20 protein-coding genes are annotated in these 17844 nt (G+C 65.6%); 13 read left to right on the top strand and 7 right to left on the bottom strand.

What is annotated here, in order from left to right:
• Nucleotides 1–23: 23 nt before the first annotated feature.
• Nucleotides 24–392, bottom strand: a complete 369-nt coding sequence (locus tag ACGFNJ_RS19135) for an NADH-quinone oxidoreductase subunit A (protein ID WP_228540775.1) — start codon at nt 390–392, stop codon at nt 24–26.
• A 501-nt stretch (nt 393–893) separates the two neighbouring features.
• Complete coding sequence (locus tag ACGFNJ_RS19130) at nt 894–1229, bottom strand: hypothetical protein (RefSeq protein ID WP_393450048.1); 336 nt, start codon at nt 1227–1229, stop codon at nt 894–896.
• 313 nt (nt 1230–1542) lie between these two features.
• Here ACGFNJ_RS19130 and ACGFNJ_RS19125 point away from each other — a divergent pair, with 313 nt between their 5' ends.
• The 4 genes from ACGFNJ_RS19125 to ACGFNJ_RS19110 are packed head-to-tail and all read left to right on the top strand — an operon-like array spanning nt 1543 to nt 5446.
• Nucleotides 1543–3084: a hypothetical protein gene (locus tag ACGFNJ_RS19125; protein ID WP_393449389.1), complete on the top strand. Its 1542-nt coding sequence runs from the start codon at nt 1543–1545 to the stop codon at nt 3082–3084.
• Nucleotides 3085–3088: 4 nt separating this feature from the next.
• The gene (locus ACGFNJ_RS19120; protein ID WP_393449386.1) at nt 3089–3532 is read left to right on the top strand and encodes a hypothetical protein; all 444 of its coding nucleotides are present in this window, start codon (nt 3089–3091) and stop codon (nt 3530–3532) included.
• Entirely contained in the window at nt 3529–5178 is a 1650-nt protein-coding gene (locus tag ACGFNJ_RS19115; RefSeq protein ID WP_393449383.1) for an FHA domain-containing protein, read from the top strand. Before ACGFNJ_RS19120 ends, ACGFNJ_RS19115 begins: the two co-directional genes overlap by 4 nt.
• Before the next feature lie 28 nt (nt 5179–5206).
• Entirely contained in the window at nt 5207–5446 is a 240-nt protein-coding gene (locus ACGFNJ_RS19110; protein ID WP_393449380.1) for a hypothetical protein, read from the top strand.
• 330 nt (nt 5447–5776) lie between these two features.
• Here ACGFNJ_RS19110 and ACGFNJ_RS19105 read toward each other — a convergent pair whose 3' ends face one another.
• On the bottom strand, nt 5777–6214 hold the full coding sequence (locus ACGFNJ_RS19105) for a DoxX family protein (protein WP_393449377.1): 438 nt from the start codon (nt 6212–6214) through the stop codon (nt 5777–5779).
• Nucleotides 6215–6349: 135 nt separating this feature from the next.
• Between ACGFNJ_RS19105 and ACGFNJ_RS19100 the strand changes: the two genes are divergently transcribed.
• Nucleotides 6350–6745, top strand: a complete 396-nt coding sequence (locus ACGFNJ_RS19100) for a S26 family signal peptidase (protein WP_393449374.1) — start codon at nt 6350–6352, stop codon at nt 6743–6745.
• 184 nt (nt 6746–6929) lie between these two features.
• The gene (locus tag ACGFNJ_RS19095; protein ID WP_393449371.1) at nt 6930–7145 is read left to right on the top strand and encodes a DUF1918 domain-containing protein; all 216 of its coding nucleotides are present in this window, start codon (nt 6930–6932) and stop codon (nt 7143–7145) included.
• A 130-nt stretch (nt 7146–7275) separates the two neighbouring features.
• Here ACGFNJ_RS19095 and ACGFNJ_RS19090 read toward each other — a convergent pair whose 3' ends face one another.
• Nucleotides 7276–7827 (bottom strand): TetR/AcrR family transcriptional regulator, encoded by a 552-nt coding sequence (locus ACGFNJ_RS19090; RefSeq protein ID WP_393449368.1) that lies wholly within the window; start codon nt 7825–7827, stop codon nt 7276–7278.
• Between the two features lie 88 nt (nt 7828–7915).
• Between ACGFNJ_RS19090 and ACGFNJ_RS19085 the strand changes: the two genes are divergently transcribed.
• The gene (locus tag ACGFNJ_RS19085; RefSeq protein WP_393449365.1) at nt 7916–8326 is read left to right on the top strand and encodes a nuclear transport factor 2 family protein; all 411 of its coding nucleotides are present in this window, start codon (nt 7916–7918) and stop codon (nt 8324–8326) included.
• Between the two features lie 55 nt (nt 8327–8381).
• Here the strand turns inward: ACGFNJ_RS19085 and rox are convergent, their stop codons facing one another.
• From rox to ACGFNJ_RS19070, 3 genes are all read right to left on the bottom strand, one after another.
• Nucleotides 8382–9854, bottom strand: a complete 1473-nt coding sequence (rox, locus tag ACGFNJ_RS19080) for a rifampin monooxygenase (protein ID WP_393449362.1) — start codon at nt 9852–9854, stop codon at nt 8382–8384.
• A gap of 334 nt (nt 9855–10188) precedes the next feature.
• On the bottom strand, nt 10189–11043 hold the full coding sequence (locus ACGFNJ_RS19075; RefSeq protein WP_393449359.1) for a class I SAM-dependent methyltransferase: 855 nt from the start codon (nt 11041–11043) through the stop codon (nt 10189–10191).
• 110 nt (nt 11044–11153) lie between these two features.
• Nucleotides 11154–12029: a LysR family transcriptional regulator gene (locus tag ACGFNJ_RS19070; RefSeq protein ID WP_393449356.1), complete on the bottom strand. Its 876-nt coding sequence runs from the start codon at nt 12027–12029 to the stop codon at nt 11154–11156.
• Nucleotides 12030–12405: 376 nt separating this feature from the next.
• Here ACGFNJ_RS19070 and ACGFNJ_RS19065 point away from each other — a divergent pair, with 376 nt between their 5' ends.
• The 6 genes from ACGFNJ_RS19065 (at nt 12406) to ACGFNJ_RS19040 (ending at nt 17842) form a co-directional block, all read left to right on the top strand.
• Complete coding sequence (locus ACGFNJ_RS19065; RefSeq protein WP_393449353.1) at nt 12406–13848, top strand: form I ribulose bisphosphate carboxylase large subunit; 1443 nt, start codon at nt 12406–12408, stop codon at nt 13846–13848.
• 15 nt (nt 13849–13863) lie between these two features.
• Nucleotides 13864–14286, top strand: a complete 423-nt coding sequence (locus tag ACGFNJ_RS19060; protein ID WP_393449350.1) for a ribulose bisphosphate carboxylase small subunit — start codon at nt 13864–13866, stop codon at nt 14284–14286.
• Nucleotides 14276–15337: an AAA family ATPase gene (locus ACGFNJ_RS19055; protein WP_393449347.1), complete on the top strand. Its 1062-nt coding sequence runs from the start codon at nt 14276–14278 to the stop codon at nt 15335–15337. The genes ACGFNJ_RS19060 and ACGFNJ_RS19055 overlap by 11 nt, the downstream gene beginning before the upstream one ends.
• 18 nt (nt 15338–15355) lie before the next feature.
• Nucleotides 15356–16435 (top strand): class 1 fructose-bisphosphatase, encoded by a 1080-nt coding sequence (locus tag ACGFNJ_RS19050; protein ID WP_393449344.1) that lies wholly within the window; start codon nt 15356–15358, stop codon nt 16433–16435.
• A gap of 41 nt (nt 16436–16476) precedes the next feature.
• Nucleotides 16477–17355, top strand: a complete 879-nt coding sequence (locus tag ACGFNJ_RS19045) for a phosphoribulokinase (protein WP_393449341.1) — start codon at nt 16477–16479, stop codon at nt 17353–17355.
• Nucleotides 17356–17428: 73 nt separating this feature from the next.
• Nucleotides 17429–17842, top strand: coding sequence for a nuclear transport factor 2 family protein (locus tag ACGFNJ_RS19040; RefSeq protein WP_393450045.1), 414 nt, complete (start codon nt 17429–17431; stop codon nt 17840–17842).
• The last annotated feature ends 2 nt before the right edge of the window (nt 17843–17844 follow it).

The following is a 17844-nucleotide window of genomic DNA, read 5'->3' as shown; positions in this document are numbered from 1 at the left end:
TTCACTTCCACTCGTTGCGGCCGTCACTCCCAACTCAGGCCCCCGCGCCGCCATTCGTAGGCGTAGGCGACCGAGACGTTGAAGATGAACAGCGCCATCGCGGCGAGACCGAACAGACCGAGCGCATCGAAGTGGACTGCCCACGGGTAGAGGAACACGATCTCGATGTCGAAGATGATGAACAGCATGGCGGTGAGGTAGTACTTCACCGGAAAGCGTTGGCCCGTCACGTTTCCCGGGCCGCCTGCGATGGCATGCGGTGTCGGTTCGATACCGCATTCGTATGCCTCGAGCTTGGCCCGGTTGTACCGCTTGGGGCCGACGAGAGCCGCCATGATGATGGTGAACACCGCGAACGCCGCAGCGACCGCACCTAAAACCAGAGTTGGCATCTCGATATTCACGACTGCACTTCCCCTCCTTGCGCGCTGGAGCCTGCGGGTGGGTCGTCCGTTGCCGGACGGCAGCTTCCGAGGCGGGCTGACGTCGTTGTCCGCCTCGGCCAGACACGCCTCATGGCCTGCGCTCTAGGCGGGGGATTGGCTGTGCCCGCACTGTGAGCTAGGGCACAGCCTACAACTGATCGCTCTGAGTGCTGCGCGATTGACTGCTGCGTTTGATCTAATTCGTGACGCCGATTTATGACTGAAACGGGGGTAATCCGGCGTGTTGTCACGTGACGTTGGTTGACCGGCCAGTCGGTTACCCGAAAGTGTCGCTGGTACCGACGTTTTCGGCACTGTGCGCAAACTTGCCGCGGGTCGCTGTCGGCGACAGCGCCGCAACGCCGGTAGTAGTGCCGAACGCAGCGTGCCCGCCGGATTCCTGATGGATCCGACGGGCACGGCTTGGAGGCGACTGATTAATACACAGTCTGCATGAATGTGGGTGGGTCAGGCTGCTGAACGGTTGCGCAGCAGTCCGACAACCGCCTCGGTGAGACGGATCGGATCGATCGGATGCGAGACCGCGGCCTCGGCCCTGGACCACTTGGCGAGCCAGGCGTCGTCCGGGCGTCCGGTGAGCACGAGCACCGGTGGGCACTGGTCGATCTCGTCCTTGAGTTGCTTGGCGATGCCGAGCCCGCCCGTCGGCGCGGACTCGCCGTCGAGGATGGCGAGGTCGATGCCGCCCGCATCCATCTGCTCGATCACCACGGGGCCGGTGGCCACTTCGAGGTAATCGAAAGCCGGTAGTTCGGGGTGCGGGTGTTTGCCAAGTGCCAGCATCACCTGGCGCCTGGTATCGGCGTCGTTGCTGTACACGAGGACCCGCAGAGGGGTGGAACGGATCGCGTCGGCCACGAGCGAATGCTACGTCGGCGATGCGGGTGCGCGTGGCATCTTCCGCCACATCACCTCCGCGCGTCGCGCCCGAGCCTGGTCGCAGCGGTAGCCGGCCACGTGCGGCACCCGAACCCTGGTGGGTTCGCCGCAAACGTGCGGTGCGTCCGGAGTGTCCGACCGCGCGTCACCAGCGATGTGCCGCTGCGCCAAGGTGATCACAAGTAATCGGCAAGAATCTGCCGGTAGAGTGCGGAAAATGCGGGGAGATCTGACCCAGGTCCTCGTCGATACCGACGTGTGGACCGATGAAATGCTCGACCGGGCCGGAATTCCGGTGATAGAGGTGCCGTTCGTGACGATCGGCAGTGGGATAGGTTCGTTCGTCACCTATGACACGCTCCGAATCTTCGGAGTGCCCGCGGCGTCGATGGCGGTGCTCGGTCCACAGGAATACCCGTGGGCGTCCTACGAATATCTGACGCGGGTGTCGCAGATTCCGCGCGGCGAACGGCTACGCAGCGACTCGGCCTCCGAACCGGACAACATGTGGGGCTTCCCGTCGTACGCGGTGCGGGAAGCCATCGCGGACAAGACGATCAAGCCGTTGTGGAACGTGCTTGTAGAGCCGATCTTCGCGAACTACTACACGCCGAAAGCCGGGCAGGCGTTCGTCGGGATGGAACGCGAGTTCCAGCGCATCGGGTATGCGAGCTCGTTGCATCGCGGGCAGGTTCGCATGGTGCGCAAACGCCACGGCGGTGGGTATTTCACGATTCTCACCCCGCCAGCGGGGTCGTCGCCGACCAAGCGCGTGGCGTTTCGCAGCATGTATGTGCATGTGGCCGTGGGCTATCCGGGCCTGAAGCTGCTGCCGGACCTGCAGGAATACCGGGAAGTGCACCGTGATCCGACACGGGTGGTGAACGCGTACGAGCCGCACGAGCATGTCTATCAGGCGTTGCAGCGCAGGCCGGGGACGGTGCTGATCCGTGGCAGCGGGATCGTTGCGAGCCGAGTGTTGCAGCGGCTCATCGACGATCGGGATCGGTTGCAGCTGAACACGCAGATCCTGCATCTGTTCCGCACCTACATCGCAAAGGCGCACGGCAAGGATATGTTCAACCGGCGCAAGGGCGCCGACGGGTGGGCGTATCAGGGCTTCAACTATCCGAAGTCGGTGTGGGGCGGACAGCTCAAGCAGAAGATGCGCACGCTGCAAGGAGAGCAGCGGGCGGAGGCGTACAAGGAGATCTCGGGAACCAACACCCCGATCCGGTACGGATGGCAGGAACAGTTGCGGCGCGGGCGCAAACAAGGCTGGTACCAGGTGATGGCGGGCACCATGCGCGCGCCGCGGCCCGCCGAAGGACGGCAAGGTGTTGTCGCGACGATCATTCCGGACACCTCGGCGCCGTTGCCGACTCCGCCGCCGACCCAGCCGTTCGACACGACAGTCGACTACATCATCGACTGCACCGGGCTCGAGGCCGACATCCGCGAGCACCGGTTGCTCGCCGATCTGCTCGATCACGCTGGTGCCGGGCGTAATCCGGTGGGACGGCTCGACGTGGACACGACCTTCGAGCTGATCGGCACCCGAAGTGGCACCGGACGCATCTATGCATCCGGTAGCGCGACCTTGGGTGGGCCGTTCGTCGGGGTCGACACCTTCCTCGGTTTGCAGATCGCCGCACAGGAGATCGCGGACGATCTTGCGGCGCTGGGGTTCTGCCGCAGGATGGGTCCGCTGCGCTCGACAAGCCAGTGGTGGTCATGGGTTACGAACAAGAAGATCTGAGCTGATGCTTCCTACCTTGAACGGGCGAATCCAGACCCGTGTGCTCGCGCTCGGCGTGATCGGCTGCTTTGTCGCACTGATCATCACGCCGTTCCTCCCGACCGGATCGCTGAGTCTCGGGCAGGCCTACCGGGTCACATTGTCGATCCTGCTGGCCACCGTTCTGGTCGGCGTGCTGTGGGAGTTGCTCTACCATTTTCTACAACAGTTTCGCTGGGAAAAGGACTGGCCAACCCTGTTCGGTCTGCTCACCATGGTCAACGAGGGGGCGCTCATGTGGGTGCTCGTGCGCAACACGACCATTGTGCTGCCCGAGACGCTGCGTCCGTCGCTGACCGCGTTTCTCATTCAGTTCGTCCTCACCTGGATCGTGTTCTGGCTCATCGTGAACGGGCCGATGCGGGTGGTGTTTCATCGGTGGCGTTTTCAAGGTGGCAGGTTCCTGTGAGCAGACAGATCGAAGTACTGGCCGGACGGCACCTGGTTGCCGGATCCGGCGGTGTGATCGTGGTGGTCGCGCATCGGCTCGAGACCGCGGTGACGGCGGATTCGATCGCGGCGCGCACGATGACGGCGTTGCTGGACATCGTGGGGCAGGCGGCGTCCAACGAGCCGCGGCGCAGCGGGCGGACGGTGGCGCGGTTGGCCACCAACTGGTTGATGGGGTTGCCGAACGGGGACGAAGACGAGGTCGAGTTCGGGGTGATTACGCCAGGGGACAGTGGGATCGCGGTGTTCCTGCATGGTGGGGTGTCTGCGGTGCTGGCGGGGGCGGAGCGGTCACAGGTGTTGCGGGGGCGGGAGGCCGGGTTCACCGTTGATCGGGTGGTGATGCCCGGGCCTGAGGTCGGGGCGGGGTTGTTTGTCGACGAGGTGGGGCGCGAGGTGGAAACGTTGCCAGCGCGTGGGGTTTTCGGATTGGGGGACGGGACGGTGCCCGGGGCCGGAGCGGTGTTGTGGTTCGCGGGGGCTGAGGTTTCGCCGGTCGAGCGGCCGGTGGTGGAGTCCGTGCCTGCGTCGCAGCCTGCGCTGGATCTGCGCAAACCTGCGGAATCGTCGTATGCGGCAACGATGCTCGACGCAGGGTCGGGGAGCGCGCCGGTGGTGTCGCGTCCTGATCCCGTCGAGGTGGGCGGAGCGCCTGTCGCGTCCCATGTTTCGGGGCCTCAGCCGGTGGTGGACGTGCCCACAGCGAGTGTTGTCCCGTCGAATGTGCCGGCCGAGAGCGCTGCGGAAGGTGTACCGGCACGCAGTTCGAATGTGACGCCTGCCGAGAGCATGCCGCACGCGAGCGCAACGCCGTCGCACCGGCCTACGCCCGTTGCGGGTTCGCCGCGCCAGACTCCCACAGACGCACCGCGTACCGGACCGCAGTCGGCTGACGCACCGCGTACCGGGCCGCAGCCGCAGGAACCGCTGTATGCCGGTGGCGCCGAACAACCCGCGGACCGCCCGAGCGATTCCGGCCCGCTGGCCAGCGTGCACGAATTCGCGCCGGACCACGACTATCGGCCACCCGCCGACGAAGCCCGCAGCCCGGTCGACCTGGACGAAACCAGGATCGCCTCGGCCCTGACCTCCCGCATCCTCGACACCGACCCGCCCGAGCCAGGCCCGGGCGTGGTGATCAAGGGATTCAAATGCGCCCGTGACCATCTCAACGATCCGCGAGTCTCCTTCTGCGCGGTCTGCGGCATCCGCATGGACCAGCTCACCTGTGTCCTCACCGACGGCGTCCGCCCACCGCTCGGCGTGCTGCTGCTGGACGACGGCACCTCGTTCGTTCTCGACAACGACTGTGTTCTCGGTCGCGAACCCGAACATGCCGAGGCGGTCGTCTCGCGCGGCGCCCGGCCCGTCCGCCTCGAAGACCGTTCCGGTGGCATGTCGCGCGCGCATGCCGAGATCCGGCTCATCGACTGGGACGTCACCGTCGTCGACGGCGGCTCCACCAACGGCACCCACGTCCGCCAACCTGCCCATCAGGACTGGACCCGTGCCATCCCGGGCCATCCCGTCAAACTGACCCCCGGCGCGCAAGTTCAACTCGGCAGCCGCGTCGTCACGTTCGACTCTCAACACGGTCAGCTGTAATTCCGTCGGGTCTACTACGCTCGGTCGCATGACAGCGATCACGCGTTTCGGCGCCGGTCGCCGAGGTGCGTGGGCGGCTCTGGTCGTGGGCGTCAGCGTCCTCGGCGTGCTGGAAGTCGGCGTCCTCCACCTGGTGGTCGGCGCCTACGCGCCACCGCTCGTCGCCATGGTCGTCGACCTTGTCGCCGGAATACCCACCGCTGCACTGCTTGTCGCGATGGCGTCGCCCCTCTGGAGTTCCCATCGACTGGACCGCGAGCAGCTGTAGCTGCGTTTCGGCTGGCTCGGCGGCATCGATATCCCGCTGCGCGTCATCCGCGACACCACCACCTATCACCCCCGCCGCGCGCCAACCTGCCCACACCGGCCTGGATTTCGACGTCGAATCGGCGACCTTGCTCCCGAGATGCGTTGCTGGACGGGCGATCAGGGGGCTCTGAGGTAACTGGTCTCTTGGCCGATGCCGCCAACAGAGCCTCCTGATCGCCTGACCAGGGTTGGATCGGTCGCCGCCAACCCCGACGGGCGACCGATCCGGGGACGCACGAAGGGCGATCGGCGGCCAGGCCACCGATCGCCGGTCGTGCTCAGCGGTGTGTCATCGCGTCAGCGTGTTGTGCAGGTCGGTGAGGGTGGCGCGGCGTTCGTAGGCGATCCAGGCGAAGATCGCGGCCAGCACCAGCGGGAAGATTCCCATTGCGGGCTTGTCGGCGATGAAGGCCTGGGTGGCTGCGGCGAGCACGGTGAGCACCGACAGGCCTGCTGCGGCCAGGGCGCTCAGCCGTGGCACCATCAGCCCGATACCGCCGGCGACTTCGACGATTCCGATGAAGATGAGCAGTCCGAAGGGGATGGTCAGGTTCTCGGGGGCGTTGTCCATCAAGGTGTTCGGGATGACGAGCTTGGGCCCGCCGGAGGCGATGATGAAGAACAGGCCGAGCACGATCTGCAGGGTCCACAGCACGCGGTTGCAGATCTTGCCCGGGCGGTAGGTGGCGTCGTCGGCGAAGTGGGCGGCGGGGTTGGCGGTGGTCATCTTCTGATCCTTCTGGTCGGTCGCGCCGGGTTGGTAGCGCGTTCACCAGATAGGACGGAGCACCCGCACAGAACTCATCGCTGCCCGCAGAAATTCCATGGACACCAATTCGGGAGCTCCCGCATGCTGTCGCCCATGGGGAAGTTGGACGTTGTTGCCGCCCGAGTCGCCGCCGGTGCTCTGGTGGAGTTCCGGCCGACGGGCTCCTCCATGGTCCCGCTGATCCGCAGCAGAGACTTGGTCGCCGTCGCTCCGGTGGATCCGACGACACTCGAGGTCGGCGATATCGTTCTGGCGAAGGTCGCGGGAACCGTCTACCTCCATCTGATCTCGGCTCTGGACGTCCCCCGAGGACGAGTGCAGATCAGCAACAACCGAGGCCGAGTCAACGGCTGGACCAACCACGACAGAGTCTTCGGAATCTGTATCGCGGTGGAGGGCATATCGCGGCCCGGCGCGAAGAAGAAAATTCGGCAGTCGCCGCCTCGACGCGGCCATGTCGGTGCAGATTTGCCGAATTCGGAGTCTTGATCACCGCACCGCGTTTGTGGCGTCGCACAATCGCTTGTCGGCGCGCCCCAGGTCAATCGGGTTTCGTTGGGGTGCTTGGCGTGTCGAGTGTACGAACAGTCGCCGAAAACGGCGAAACAACACGATGCGAGTCGTACCGTTTTCACTCGACAGATTAGCGCTTCGGGGGACGAGGAGGCTACTCGTGCAAGCATCAGTGGGTGACCGACTACTCCTGCGCGGTCACGTTGCCGGCCAACAGGATCGGCAGGCTGAGGTCATCGAGGTGTTCGGCCCCAACGGCACGCCACCCTATCGGGTGCGGTTCGAGGACGGCCACGACACGCTCATGTCGCCAGGCCCGGACACGCTCGTGCACCATTTCCCGGCCGAGGGAGAGAACGCCGGTGCTATCCCCTGAGTGACGGCTTCGTCGCCGGTCGGCACCGGCGGCGGGTAATCATCTGAGCGCCAGGCCATCCGACGGCCAAGATGGATGCGTGGCAATCAGATTCGTGCGGCGTGGTGACGGCTCGGCGCTGGTTCGCGACTCAGCGGGTGACGCCGTCGCGGACGATGGTCAGTAGTCGGTCGATTTGGGCGGCGTCGGTGGCGGCGCGTCCGATTCCGTTGGCCGAGGTGAGCAGGTCGGCGACGTCGAGGTCGGGTTTGATCGCGTCCGCTTCCTTGGCGCGGCGCAGCAGATCGGCCGCCGCGGTGTGCATCGTCTGGTGCCAGTCCCGGTACAACGCGGACCGTTGCCCGGCCTCATCGTCCGTAATGGCCAGGGGCAGTTCCCCTTTCGTGGAGACGTGCGCGATGAACGCGCGCAGCCAGGTGAACAGCGCGTCGACCGCCGACGGATCGTCGAGCAGGGTCCGGCCCAGCTCGCCCAACGCGGTGACTTCCTCGGCGTAGACGGCAATAACCATGTCGCGGCGGGTGGGGAAGTGGCGGTACATCGTCGCGTTTCCGACTCCGGCGCGCCGGGCGATCTCGTCCAGGGGTGCGGTCGCCCCGAGCTCGTCGAATACCTCCCTCGCTGCTGCCAGTACCAGCTCGTAGTTGCGGCGCGCATCGGCGCGACGTGGTCGGTCGGCCACCGTCCTCCTTGCCAAGTGGGGTATGCCCCGTTTAGTGTAGTGGCAGTTGAAACGGGGAACTCCCCACTTGTGCGAGAGGTACCTACGAATGCAGGACATCACCGCGGCGGATCGCATCGCGATACACGAGACCATCGCATTGCACGGACATGTGGCCGACGACCGAGACTGGGATCACTGGGGCGAGCTGTACACCGACGATCTGGTACTCGACCTGGAAGATTTCGGGCTCGGCACGATCAACGGCCTTGCGGCGCTGCAGAAGCTGGCCCGCGACAGCCAGGACGACCCGTCCCAGCCACTGGGCCATCACGTCACCAACATCGTTGTCGGCGCACAGGACGGCGACCGGGTGCGGGCGCGATCCAAGGGGCTCGGCGTCAATGCGGACGGGACGACCGGGACCGTCGTCTACGAGGACACGCTCCGCCGGGAACCGCAGGGTTGGCGCATCTGCCACCGGAAGATCCGCGTGCGCCGCGCATCCGTGCAGGCCTGATCCTGATCTCGACCCGAGACAGGCACATTCGCCTGCCTCGGGTACCCGGGTGAAATCAGTTGACGGGCTTGCCGAACCAGCGGGCGAGGTGCTCGTTCAAGTCCTGCTGGCGCTCACCGATCCAGGCGACGTGGCCGTCGGGTCGTAGCAGGACAGCCGGAACATCCAGTGCCGCAGTCGGATCCGCGAGGCAATCGACGCGATCCGACCAGCCGTCGACGGTCAGACGTTCGGTGCGGTCGAGGACAAGACCGCGCCCGCGACGCAGCCGGTCGTAGAGCCTGCCCTGTTTCAGGTCGATATCGCGCATGCGGCGGCCGAGCAGGTCAGGGCCTGCACCGAAGTCGTAGCGGATGCCGATCGCGGTGATCTTCTCGATCAGATGGCGGTTCACCTCGTTGAAGTCCATCAGTTCGGTGAGCAGCCTGCGCACGGCCTGCGGGCCCGGTTCGGTGGACTGCAACTCCATCTGCGCCCGGGTGTTGTCCAGGACGTCGGCGGCGACCGGATGGCGTTCGGTGTGGTAAGTGTCCAGCAAGGTGTCCGGTGCCCAGCCGCGGATCTGCGCGGCCAGTTTCCAGCCGAGGTTGACCGCGTCCTGAACACCGAGATTCAGGCCCTGACCGCCGGTGGGCGGATGGATGTGCGCCGCATCGCCTGCCAGCAGCACCCGTCCGACCCGATAGTGCTCGACCAGCCGGGTGGCGTCGCCGAAGCGGGACAGCCAGCGCGGCGAGTGCACGCCGAAATCGGTTCCTGCGACGGCACGCAACCCTTGTTTGAAATCCACGAGGGTGGGCGGTTCCGCGCCGGGCCCCGCGGCAGGGACGACGACGCGATAGATCTCCGCGCCGAAGGGCGTGAGGCTGAATACCTTGTTGGTCTCGCGTATTTCGGCGACCGCGGCGGCGATCTCCGCCTGCGGCACACCCACTTCCAGCTCACCCATCAGCGTCTCGATGCGCGAGGGCTCGCCGGGGAAACCGACGCCGAGCAGTTTGCGCACGGTGCTGCGCGCACCGTCACAGCCGATGAGGTACCGCGACCGCAGGCGCTCCCCGTCGGCCAACGCGACGCGCACCCCTGCGTCGTCCTGCTCGAAACCGGCTACCGCACAACCACGTCGGACCTGCGCGCCCAGTGCAACCGCGTGTTCTTCGAGCAACTGATCGATGATCGGTTGCGGGAGGCCGAGCAGATAGGCGTGCGCGGAATCCAGGCCCTCGGGAACAGGTTTAGCGATGGCGGCGAAAAAGCCTGCGGCCGGACGTTGTCGCCCGTGCTCGAGCAGGCGATCGAGCAGTCCGCGCATCGCCATCAGCTCGAGACTGCGAATGTGCAGACCGACGATGCGGACGAACGACGCCGGCTCGGTTTCCTTCTCCAGCACGAGGACTCGCACGTCGTGCAACCGGAGTTCGGCGGCCAGCATCGCGCCGGTCGGCCCGCACCCGGCGATGATCACATCGACGTCGGGAGAAGTGTTCGACGACGGAGAATCCGTCGATGATTCAGAGGCGAATTGCATGGTGTTGCCCTTCGGGATTGCCTGATTCCGGCGCTCCCGGCGACACCTACGTCAATCGCCCGACCGTGCACACGAGTGGGAGCACCCACATAGTTGTTGCGTTCATGGGTCTCACCTCCTGGCGTGTTGTCACGGTCTGGAGGACGCTAGCAACCCGGACCTAACCCCGTCCACCCTATTTCTCGCCGCCCCGATTGACCGGTGGCATGCTCCTTCGCGACCGATCGCGCGAATAGGCCGTGGATCGCCGCCTCGGCCGTGGCGCTCTCGGTCGTCGGATCGCGGTCGTGCCGGCCAGCGCTGGCGGCCTCGTGCGAATCTTCGCCCCGGACGCCTAGACGTGCTGGAAGCGGATAACTGCCGACCACGGGTTGCGGATCGGTTTGCGGGGGTCCTGTTGGGGGAGGTAGCTGAACGGGCGCAAGAACCAGGGTAAGCGGCCGACATTGCGGGCGTTGACGAAGATGTTCTCGACCTCGATGGGCTGCCAGCCGAGGTCTTCGAAGAACGTGAGCCCGTTGTCGGGGTCGAACTTCAAGGGTGCGTTGTCGAAGATGGTGCCGGTGCGCATCTGACCCATGTGCAAACTGAGATCGGCCATCCACCAAGCGACTTCGGGGCGCGTCAACGCGCGCGCCAGGTCCGTGACGACCTCGGGGTCGAGGTAGAAGAGCAAACCTTCGGTGAGGACGAGGGCCTTGCGCGCGGGTGTGGTGATCGACTCGATCGCGCCGAGCGCCTCGTCGAGGAACTTGTCCCTGACCGAAGGGTCGGACAGGTCGACGGCACGACGAATCAGCCTGCAGCGCGGGGTCTGATCGGCCAGCGCGGCATCCTTCTCCGCGAGGATCTCCGGCAGGTCCGCCTCGATCCAGACGAAGTCCGCGGGCAGACTCAGCCGATAGGGCCGAGTGTCCAGTCCCGCAGCAAGATTCAGCACCCGGTCGCAGCCTTCGGCGATCGACTTCGCAAGAAGATCATCGATCAACTTGGTCCTGGTGACGATCGGCCACCCGTTGCGCATCACCCGCGGCGCACCGTCGGCAATAGCAAACCCCTGCGCCCCAGCCAACCGCTCCGCCAGCGGATCCCGAAACAGCGCGTCAGGCCGCGCGGTCTCGCGCGCACGATAAGCGGCCACCCAGCGAGCGGTGTCCGACACATTCGAGATCGGTACGTCACCAGCCATGCCGACCAGTCTGGCACAGCGCTGCATGTGAAGCAGGTGCCTGCCAGCTGCGCTCTTAGGCAGCGGCAACTACATCATTCCGAAAGAATTGACCCAGCTGGGGGAGCAGTTCAGGCGGGGTGGAACGCGTCGGGCCCTACTTCGGCGGGGTCGCAGATGTGGGTGAGGAAGAGGCGGGTGGAGGGGGTGGGGGTGCGGGTGGTGATGGCGTGCCATGGGCGGTCCATGGGGGTGCCGGTGACCGGAAGTAGTTGGAGGACACCGGATTCGAGGTCGTGGGAGATGGCGTCGCTGTGGATGAGGGTGACGCCGAGACCTTCGCGGACGGCAGCGAGGACGGCGCCGTGGCTGCCGAGGGTGAGGGTGGGCGGGGTGATGTCGAGGTGATCGAGCAGGGACAGGGTGGCGTCGCGGGTGCCGGAGCCGCGGCCGCGCAGCAACCAGGTGGTGCGGAGCGGGTCGGGGCGGTGCTGGACGGCGCCGACGACGACGAGTTGGCTGGGACGACGAGCGCGGATGACGAGCCCGGTGTTGCGCGGCGGGCGGCCCGCAATGACGAGATCTGTTTCGTGGTGCTGTAATTCGAGGAACAGGACGTCGCGGGGATGGACGGACAGGCTCAGTTCGATGTCGGGGTAGCGGTTGCGGAACGAGGCGAGCGGCCGCAGCAGGACGTATTCGCCCGCGGTGGCGACGACCCCGATGCGTAGTCGCCCGGTCTCGGCTTGTTGCACCGCTGCGTGGGCTTCCTTCATCAGGCCGAGGATGCTGCGGCAGTAGTCGGCGTAGACGCGTCCTGCTTCGGTGAGTGCGATGCCGCGCCCGGATTTGGCGATCAGCTTGGCGCCCAACTGTTTTTCGATGTGCGCGACGGCCGCGGACACGGCGGCCTCGGTGATGTGCAGCTGGGTTGCGGCGCGCCGGATGCTGCTCAACCGTGCGACCACCAGGAAAGTTTCCATTCTGGCCGCGCTGACCGCTCCCATCTGCCGACGGTAGCAAACTTCGACCGCGACTCTGGTGCCATAGGAATTGGTGGCGCAGCGAGGGCGCTGATCTGTGGAAACATCGCTGGCGTAAAGGGTCCATCCGACCGCGGCGCGTTGATCCCCCTTCCGCGCCGCGCTCGAGCACCCCGGGGTGGTGCGCGCTCCGGGGTGCTCGTAGCGGTTCCGGAAGTTTTCCGCCGCGAGCATCCCCTTATACCCGGCCGGCGACGCCACGAAACCTGACTCTTTCCTTGAGCTTTCGCAGGAACAATCAAATTGTTTGTTGTGCACCCTGCCGTCATTCTGGAATTCGCAAGGCGCACAACCCGACCCGGGTTCGAGCGTCCCGCAGTACCGAACGCCAGGAGGAACGATGGCCGATGCGACCGAGCGGGACCGGTGGGATCCGGGTGTTCAATCGTATGCGTCGATGGGATATTACGCGCCGGACTATCAGCCGTCCGATACCGATGTGCTCGCGGTATTCCGGGTCACCCCGCAGCCGGGCGTTGACCCGATCGAGGCCGCCGCTGCCGTCGCGGGCGAATCGTCAACGGCCACCTGGACCGTGGTGTGGACCGACCGGTTGACCGCGCACTCGAAGTACCAGGCCAAGTGCTACCGGATCGTCGAGGTGCCGGGCAGGCAGGGGGAGTACTTCGCCTATATCGCTTACGATCTCGACCTCTTCGAAGAGGGATCGATCACCAACCTGACGTCCTCGATCATCGGCAACGTCTTCGGATTCAAACCGCTGCTGGCCTTGCGCCTGGAGGACATGCGCATCCCGGTGGCCTATGTGAAGACATTCCAGGGCCCACCGCACGGGACGGTGATGGAACGCGAATATCTGAACAAATACGGCAGGCCACTGCTCGGCGCGACGGTGAAACCGAAACTCGGTCTGTCGGCGCGGAATTACGGCCGCGTTGTTTATGAGGCGTGTAAGGGTGGCCTGGATTTCACCAAGGACGACGAGAACATCAACTCCCAGCCGTTCATGCGCTGGCGCGACCGCTATCTGTACGCGATGGAGGGTGTGAACCGCGCGATCGCCGACACCGGTGAGATCAAGGGCCACTACTTGAACGTGACCGCGGCGAGCATGGAGGACATGTACGAGCGAGCCGAGTTCGCCAAGGAGCTCGGCAGTGTCGTGATCATGATGGACCTGACCGTCGGCTACACGGCGATGCAGTCGATGTCGCACTGGGCGCGGCGCAACGGCGTGCTGCTGCACCTGCATCGGGCCGGTCACGGCACCTTCACCAGGCAGAAGACGCACGGCGTCAGCTTCCGGGTGCTCGCCAAATGGTGCAGGCTGATCGGCGTCGACCATGTGCACGCGGGCACCGTCGTCGGGAAGCTGGAGGGTGATCCGGCGACCACCCGCGGCTTCTATGACACGTTGCGGGAGAACCACATTCCCGAGAATCTCGGCAACGGCATCTTCTTCGATCAGGATTGGGCCAGCATGCCCGGCGTGATGCCGGTCGCGTCCGGCGGCATCCATGCGGGCCAAATGCACCAACTGCTCGATCTTTTCAGCGACGACGTGATTTTGCAGTTCGGTGGCGGCACCATCGGGCATCCGCTCGGGATCGCCGCGGGCGCGGAGGCCAACCGGGTGGCGCTGGAGGCGGTGGTGAAGGCGCGCAACGAGGGTCGTGATCTGCTGAAGGAAGGCCCCGACGTGCTGCGCAAGGCGGCCGAGATCTGCCGCCCGCTCGAGGTGGCGCTCGCGACCTGGGGCGATGTCACCTTCGAGTACACCTCCACCGACGCACCCGATGCGGTGCCGACGGCGACCCGCTGACCGATTGGAGCCGACATGTATCTGCGTCACGGAACCTTCTCGTACCTGCCCGAATTCACCGACGCGGAGATCGCCGCGCAGGTGCGGTACGCGCTGCTCAACAGCTGGCCGGTGTCGATCGAATACACCGACGATCCGCACCCGCGCAACGCCTATTGGGAGATGTGGGGCCTGCCGCTGTTCGACCTGGACGAGCCGGACGGCGTGCTCGCCGAGATCAACGCCTGCCGGTCGACGTTTCCCCGCCACTACGTTCGCGTGCTGGCCTACGACGCGCGCTACACCAGGCAGACGACGGCGCTGAGCTTCCTGGTGCAGCGCCCGGCCGACGAACCAGGATTCCTGCTGACCCGGCTGGAAGGACCGGACCGTCAACAGAAGTACGGTTTCCACTCCTATGCCACCGAAAACCGCCAGGGGCAGCGGTATGGCGGCTGAGCCCAACGGTTTCCGACTACACCGGCCAGGCACCGGCGACGGCAGGCCGGTGCGCCCCGAGCCTGCCGAGCCGGTGCCGGAGACCTTGGCCGACGACGCACTGCTCGACCTGTCCACCGATATCGCGGGCGACGATGTCGAGGAGACGTTGCGCAGGCTCGACGCCGAGCTCGTCGGCCTGGCGAATGTGAAGCGCAGGGTGCGCGAGATCGCCGCCCTGCTCCTGATCGACCGGGCGCGGGAACGTTTCGGGTTGAGCTCGACCCGGCCGACCATGCACATGAGCTTCACCGGCGGGCCTGGCACCGGCAAGACCACGGTCGCGCTGCGCATGGCCGAAATGCTGCACGCGCTCGGCTATATCCGGAAACCGAAGGTGCACACCGTTACTCGGGACGACCTGGTCGGTCAGTTCATCGGCCACACCGCGCCGAAGACCAAGGAGGCGCTGGCCAAGGCGGCGGGCGGGGTGCTGTTCATCGACGAGGCCTACTACCTGTTCCGCCCGGAGAACGAGCGGGACTACGGGCAGGAGGTCATCGAAATCCTGTTGCAGGAGATGGAAAGTGAGCGCACCAGCCTGGTGGTGATCTTCGCAGGCTATCCGGACCGGATGGAGCGCTTCTTCTCCGCCAACCCCGGCCTGTCCTCGCGCGTCGCCCATCATCTGGAATTCGCCGACTACACCCACGCCGAACTGCTGGGCATCGCCGAACTCATGGTGGCGCGGGAGAACTTTCACTTCGACGAGGCCGGGCACGCCGCCTTCGCCGAATATCTCGAGCGGCGGATGACGCGGCCGCGATTCTCCAACGCCCGCAGCGTGCGTAATGCGCTGGACCGGTGCCGGTTGCGGCAAGCCAAGCGCCTGGTGGAGCTGCACCGACCGCTGGCCAAAGCCGAGCTGATGATGCTGACCGACCGTGATGTCTACGGCAGCAGCGTGTTCGGCGACGAGCAGGGCGGACGGGAGCCGGCAGGGTCGGCGCGCGCGGGGGAGCAGTCGAACATCGCACCGCCGGACGGACCGACCGCGCGGGCCCCAGCGTGAAACGAGATCGAGGCGCCCATGCCAGAAGGACTGAAGACGCTCACCCGCTACACGATCGAGGAGGAGCACCGGCATCCCGGTTCGTCCGGTGAGTTCTCCGCCCTGGTGAATGTCGTTGCCACCGCGACGAAAATCATCGCCAATCAGGTGACCAGAGGGGCCATCGTCGGCTCGCTCGGCGCCGCTGAGCCGGACAATCTACCGCCGACAGTGCACCGCAAGCTCGACGCCATCGCCAACGACATCATGGTGGCCGAGACCCAATGGACGGGGCACCTGTCGGCGCTGTTGTCCGAGCAGATGGCCGCCATTCACGCGGTGCCCGACGTGCATCGGCGCGGCAAGTATCTGCTGGCGTTCGATCCGCTGGACGGATCCTCGAACATCGACGTGAACCTGCCTGTCGGAACGATATTCAGTGTGTTGCGGGCGCCCGATCGGCCCAACGGCGTGCCTATCGCCGACGACTTCCTGCAACCGGGTGTGCGTCAGGTATGTGCCGGATTCACGCTCTACGGGCCCGCGACGATGCTGGTGCTCACCACCGGCCGCGGTGTCGACGGTTTCACCCTCGACCGCGAGATCGGCGCGTTCGTGCTGACCCACCCGCGCATGCGAATCCCCGAGGACACTTCGGGTTTCGCGATCAACGCCGCCAACGAGCGGTTCTGGGAGCGGCCGGTGCGCCGCTATGTGCACGAATGCCTCGACGGTGTGGAAGGTCCGCGCGGGCGCGATTTCAACATGCGCTGGGTAGCGTCGCTGGTCGCGGACACCTTCCACATTCTGACCAGGGGCGGGGTCTATCTGTATCCGCACGACAACCGCCCGCCGGTGCGGCCTGGCCGAGTGGCGTTGCTGTACGGCGCCAATCCGATCGCCTACATCGTCGAGCAGGCCGGTGGGTGGGCCACCACCGGCGGCGAGCGGGTGCTCGAGGTGCCGCCCGAGCACGTGCACCACCAGGTGCCGTTGATCTTCGGTTCGCGCAACGAGGTCGAGCGGATCGAGCGCTACCACAGCGAGCCGGAGGCCGGACCGAGCTTCGACAGCTCGCTGTTCGGGTCGCGGTCGCTGTTTCGGCCTGCGCCGCACTGAGTTTCCGCTGCGGAAGCCCTTCCGGCAATCGAGGAGATGCCATGTCGATCAAACATCCCGTCGTCGCGATCACCGGGTCCTCCGGGGCCGGCACCACGAGCGTGACCAGGACCTTTCAAGAGATATTCCGCCGCGAAGGCATCAATGCCGTTGTGGTGGAAGGGGATTCGTTCCACCGCTTCGACCGCAACGAGATGAAGCTCGCGATGGCCGAGGCGGAGCAGAACCGCAATCTCACCTTCTCGCACTTCGGGGAGGAAGCGAATCTGCTGAAGGAACTGGAGACGCTGTTTCGCGATTACGGCGAGACCGGGGTGGGTTCGGTGCGCAAATACCTGCACGACGACCGCGAAGCCAAACCCTACGGGCAGCCCGCGGGCACCTTCACGCCGTGGGAGGACCTGTCGCCCGGCAGTGATCTGCTGTTCTACGAGGGGCTGCACGGTGCGGCCGTCACCGACAGCGTGAACGTCGCGCAGTACGCGGACCTGCTGGTGGGGGTGGTGCCGATCGTCAATCTCGAGTGGATCCAGAAGGTGATCAGGGACAAGACCGAACGCGGGTATTCCAGCGAGGCGGTGATCGACACGATCCTGCGGCGCATGCCCGATTACGTGAAGTACATCTGCCCGCAGTTCTCGCACACCTACGTCAACTTCCAGCGGGTGCCGACCGTGGACACCTCGAATCCGTTCATCGCCCGCAGCATTCCGACCGCCGACGAGAGCTTCGTCGTCATCCGCTTCGCCGACCCGAAGGTGATCGACTTCCCCTATCTGCTGTCGATGCTGCACGACTCGTTCATGTCGCGCCCCAATTGCATCGTCGTGCCCGGCGGCAAGATGGAGCTGGCCATGCAGCTCATCTTCACCCCGCTCATCCTGCGGCTGATGGACAAGCGCCCGAAGCGGTCGCGCTGATCTTGCACTGGTGTTTTCCCGGGCTTACTGTCGTGGGATCCCTATTCAACGAGTTGCATATGCGAGGTCGATGATGACTACGTTCCGTGAAGCCGTCGAAGCCATGGACGCCGACGCGGTCGAGGCGCTGCTCGCCGACGACGTCGTGTTCACCAGCCCGGTCGCATTCAAGCCGTACCCCGGCAAGCCGATCACCGCCGCCATCCTGCGCGGCGTCATGCGAGTCTTCGAGAACTTCCGCTACCTTCGCGAGATCGAGAGCGCCGACGGCCGCGACCACGCCCTCATCTTCGAGGCCACCGTCGACGGCAAAACCGTCAACGGCTGCGACTTCCTGCACTACGACGCCGACCACAAAATCGACAGCCTCACCGTCATGGTCCGCCCCCTTTCCGCCGCCCAAGCACTCAGCGAAGCCATGGCCGCGCAGTTCCCCCGCATCCAAGAAGAAGCCCTCGCCGCAGTCCAGGCGCAATCAGCGTCCTAGGC

The organism is Nocardia sp. NPDC049149 (assembly GCF_043197455.1).
In the GTDB taxonomy this organism is placed as follows: Bacteria; Actinomycetota; Actinomycetes; order Mycobacteriales; family Mycobacteriaceae; genus Nocardia.
Note: the sequence above shows the minus strand (reverse complement) of the source record. Positions and strands in the feature narration are given on the sequence as shown.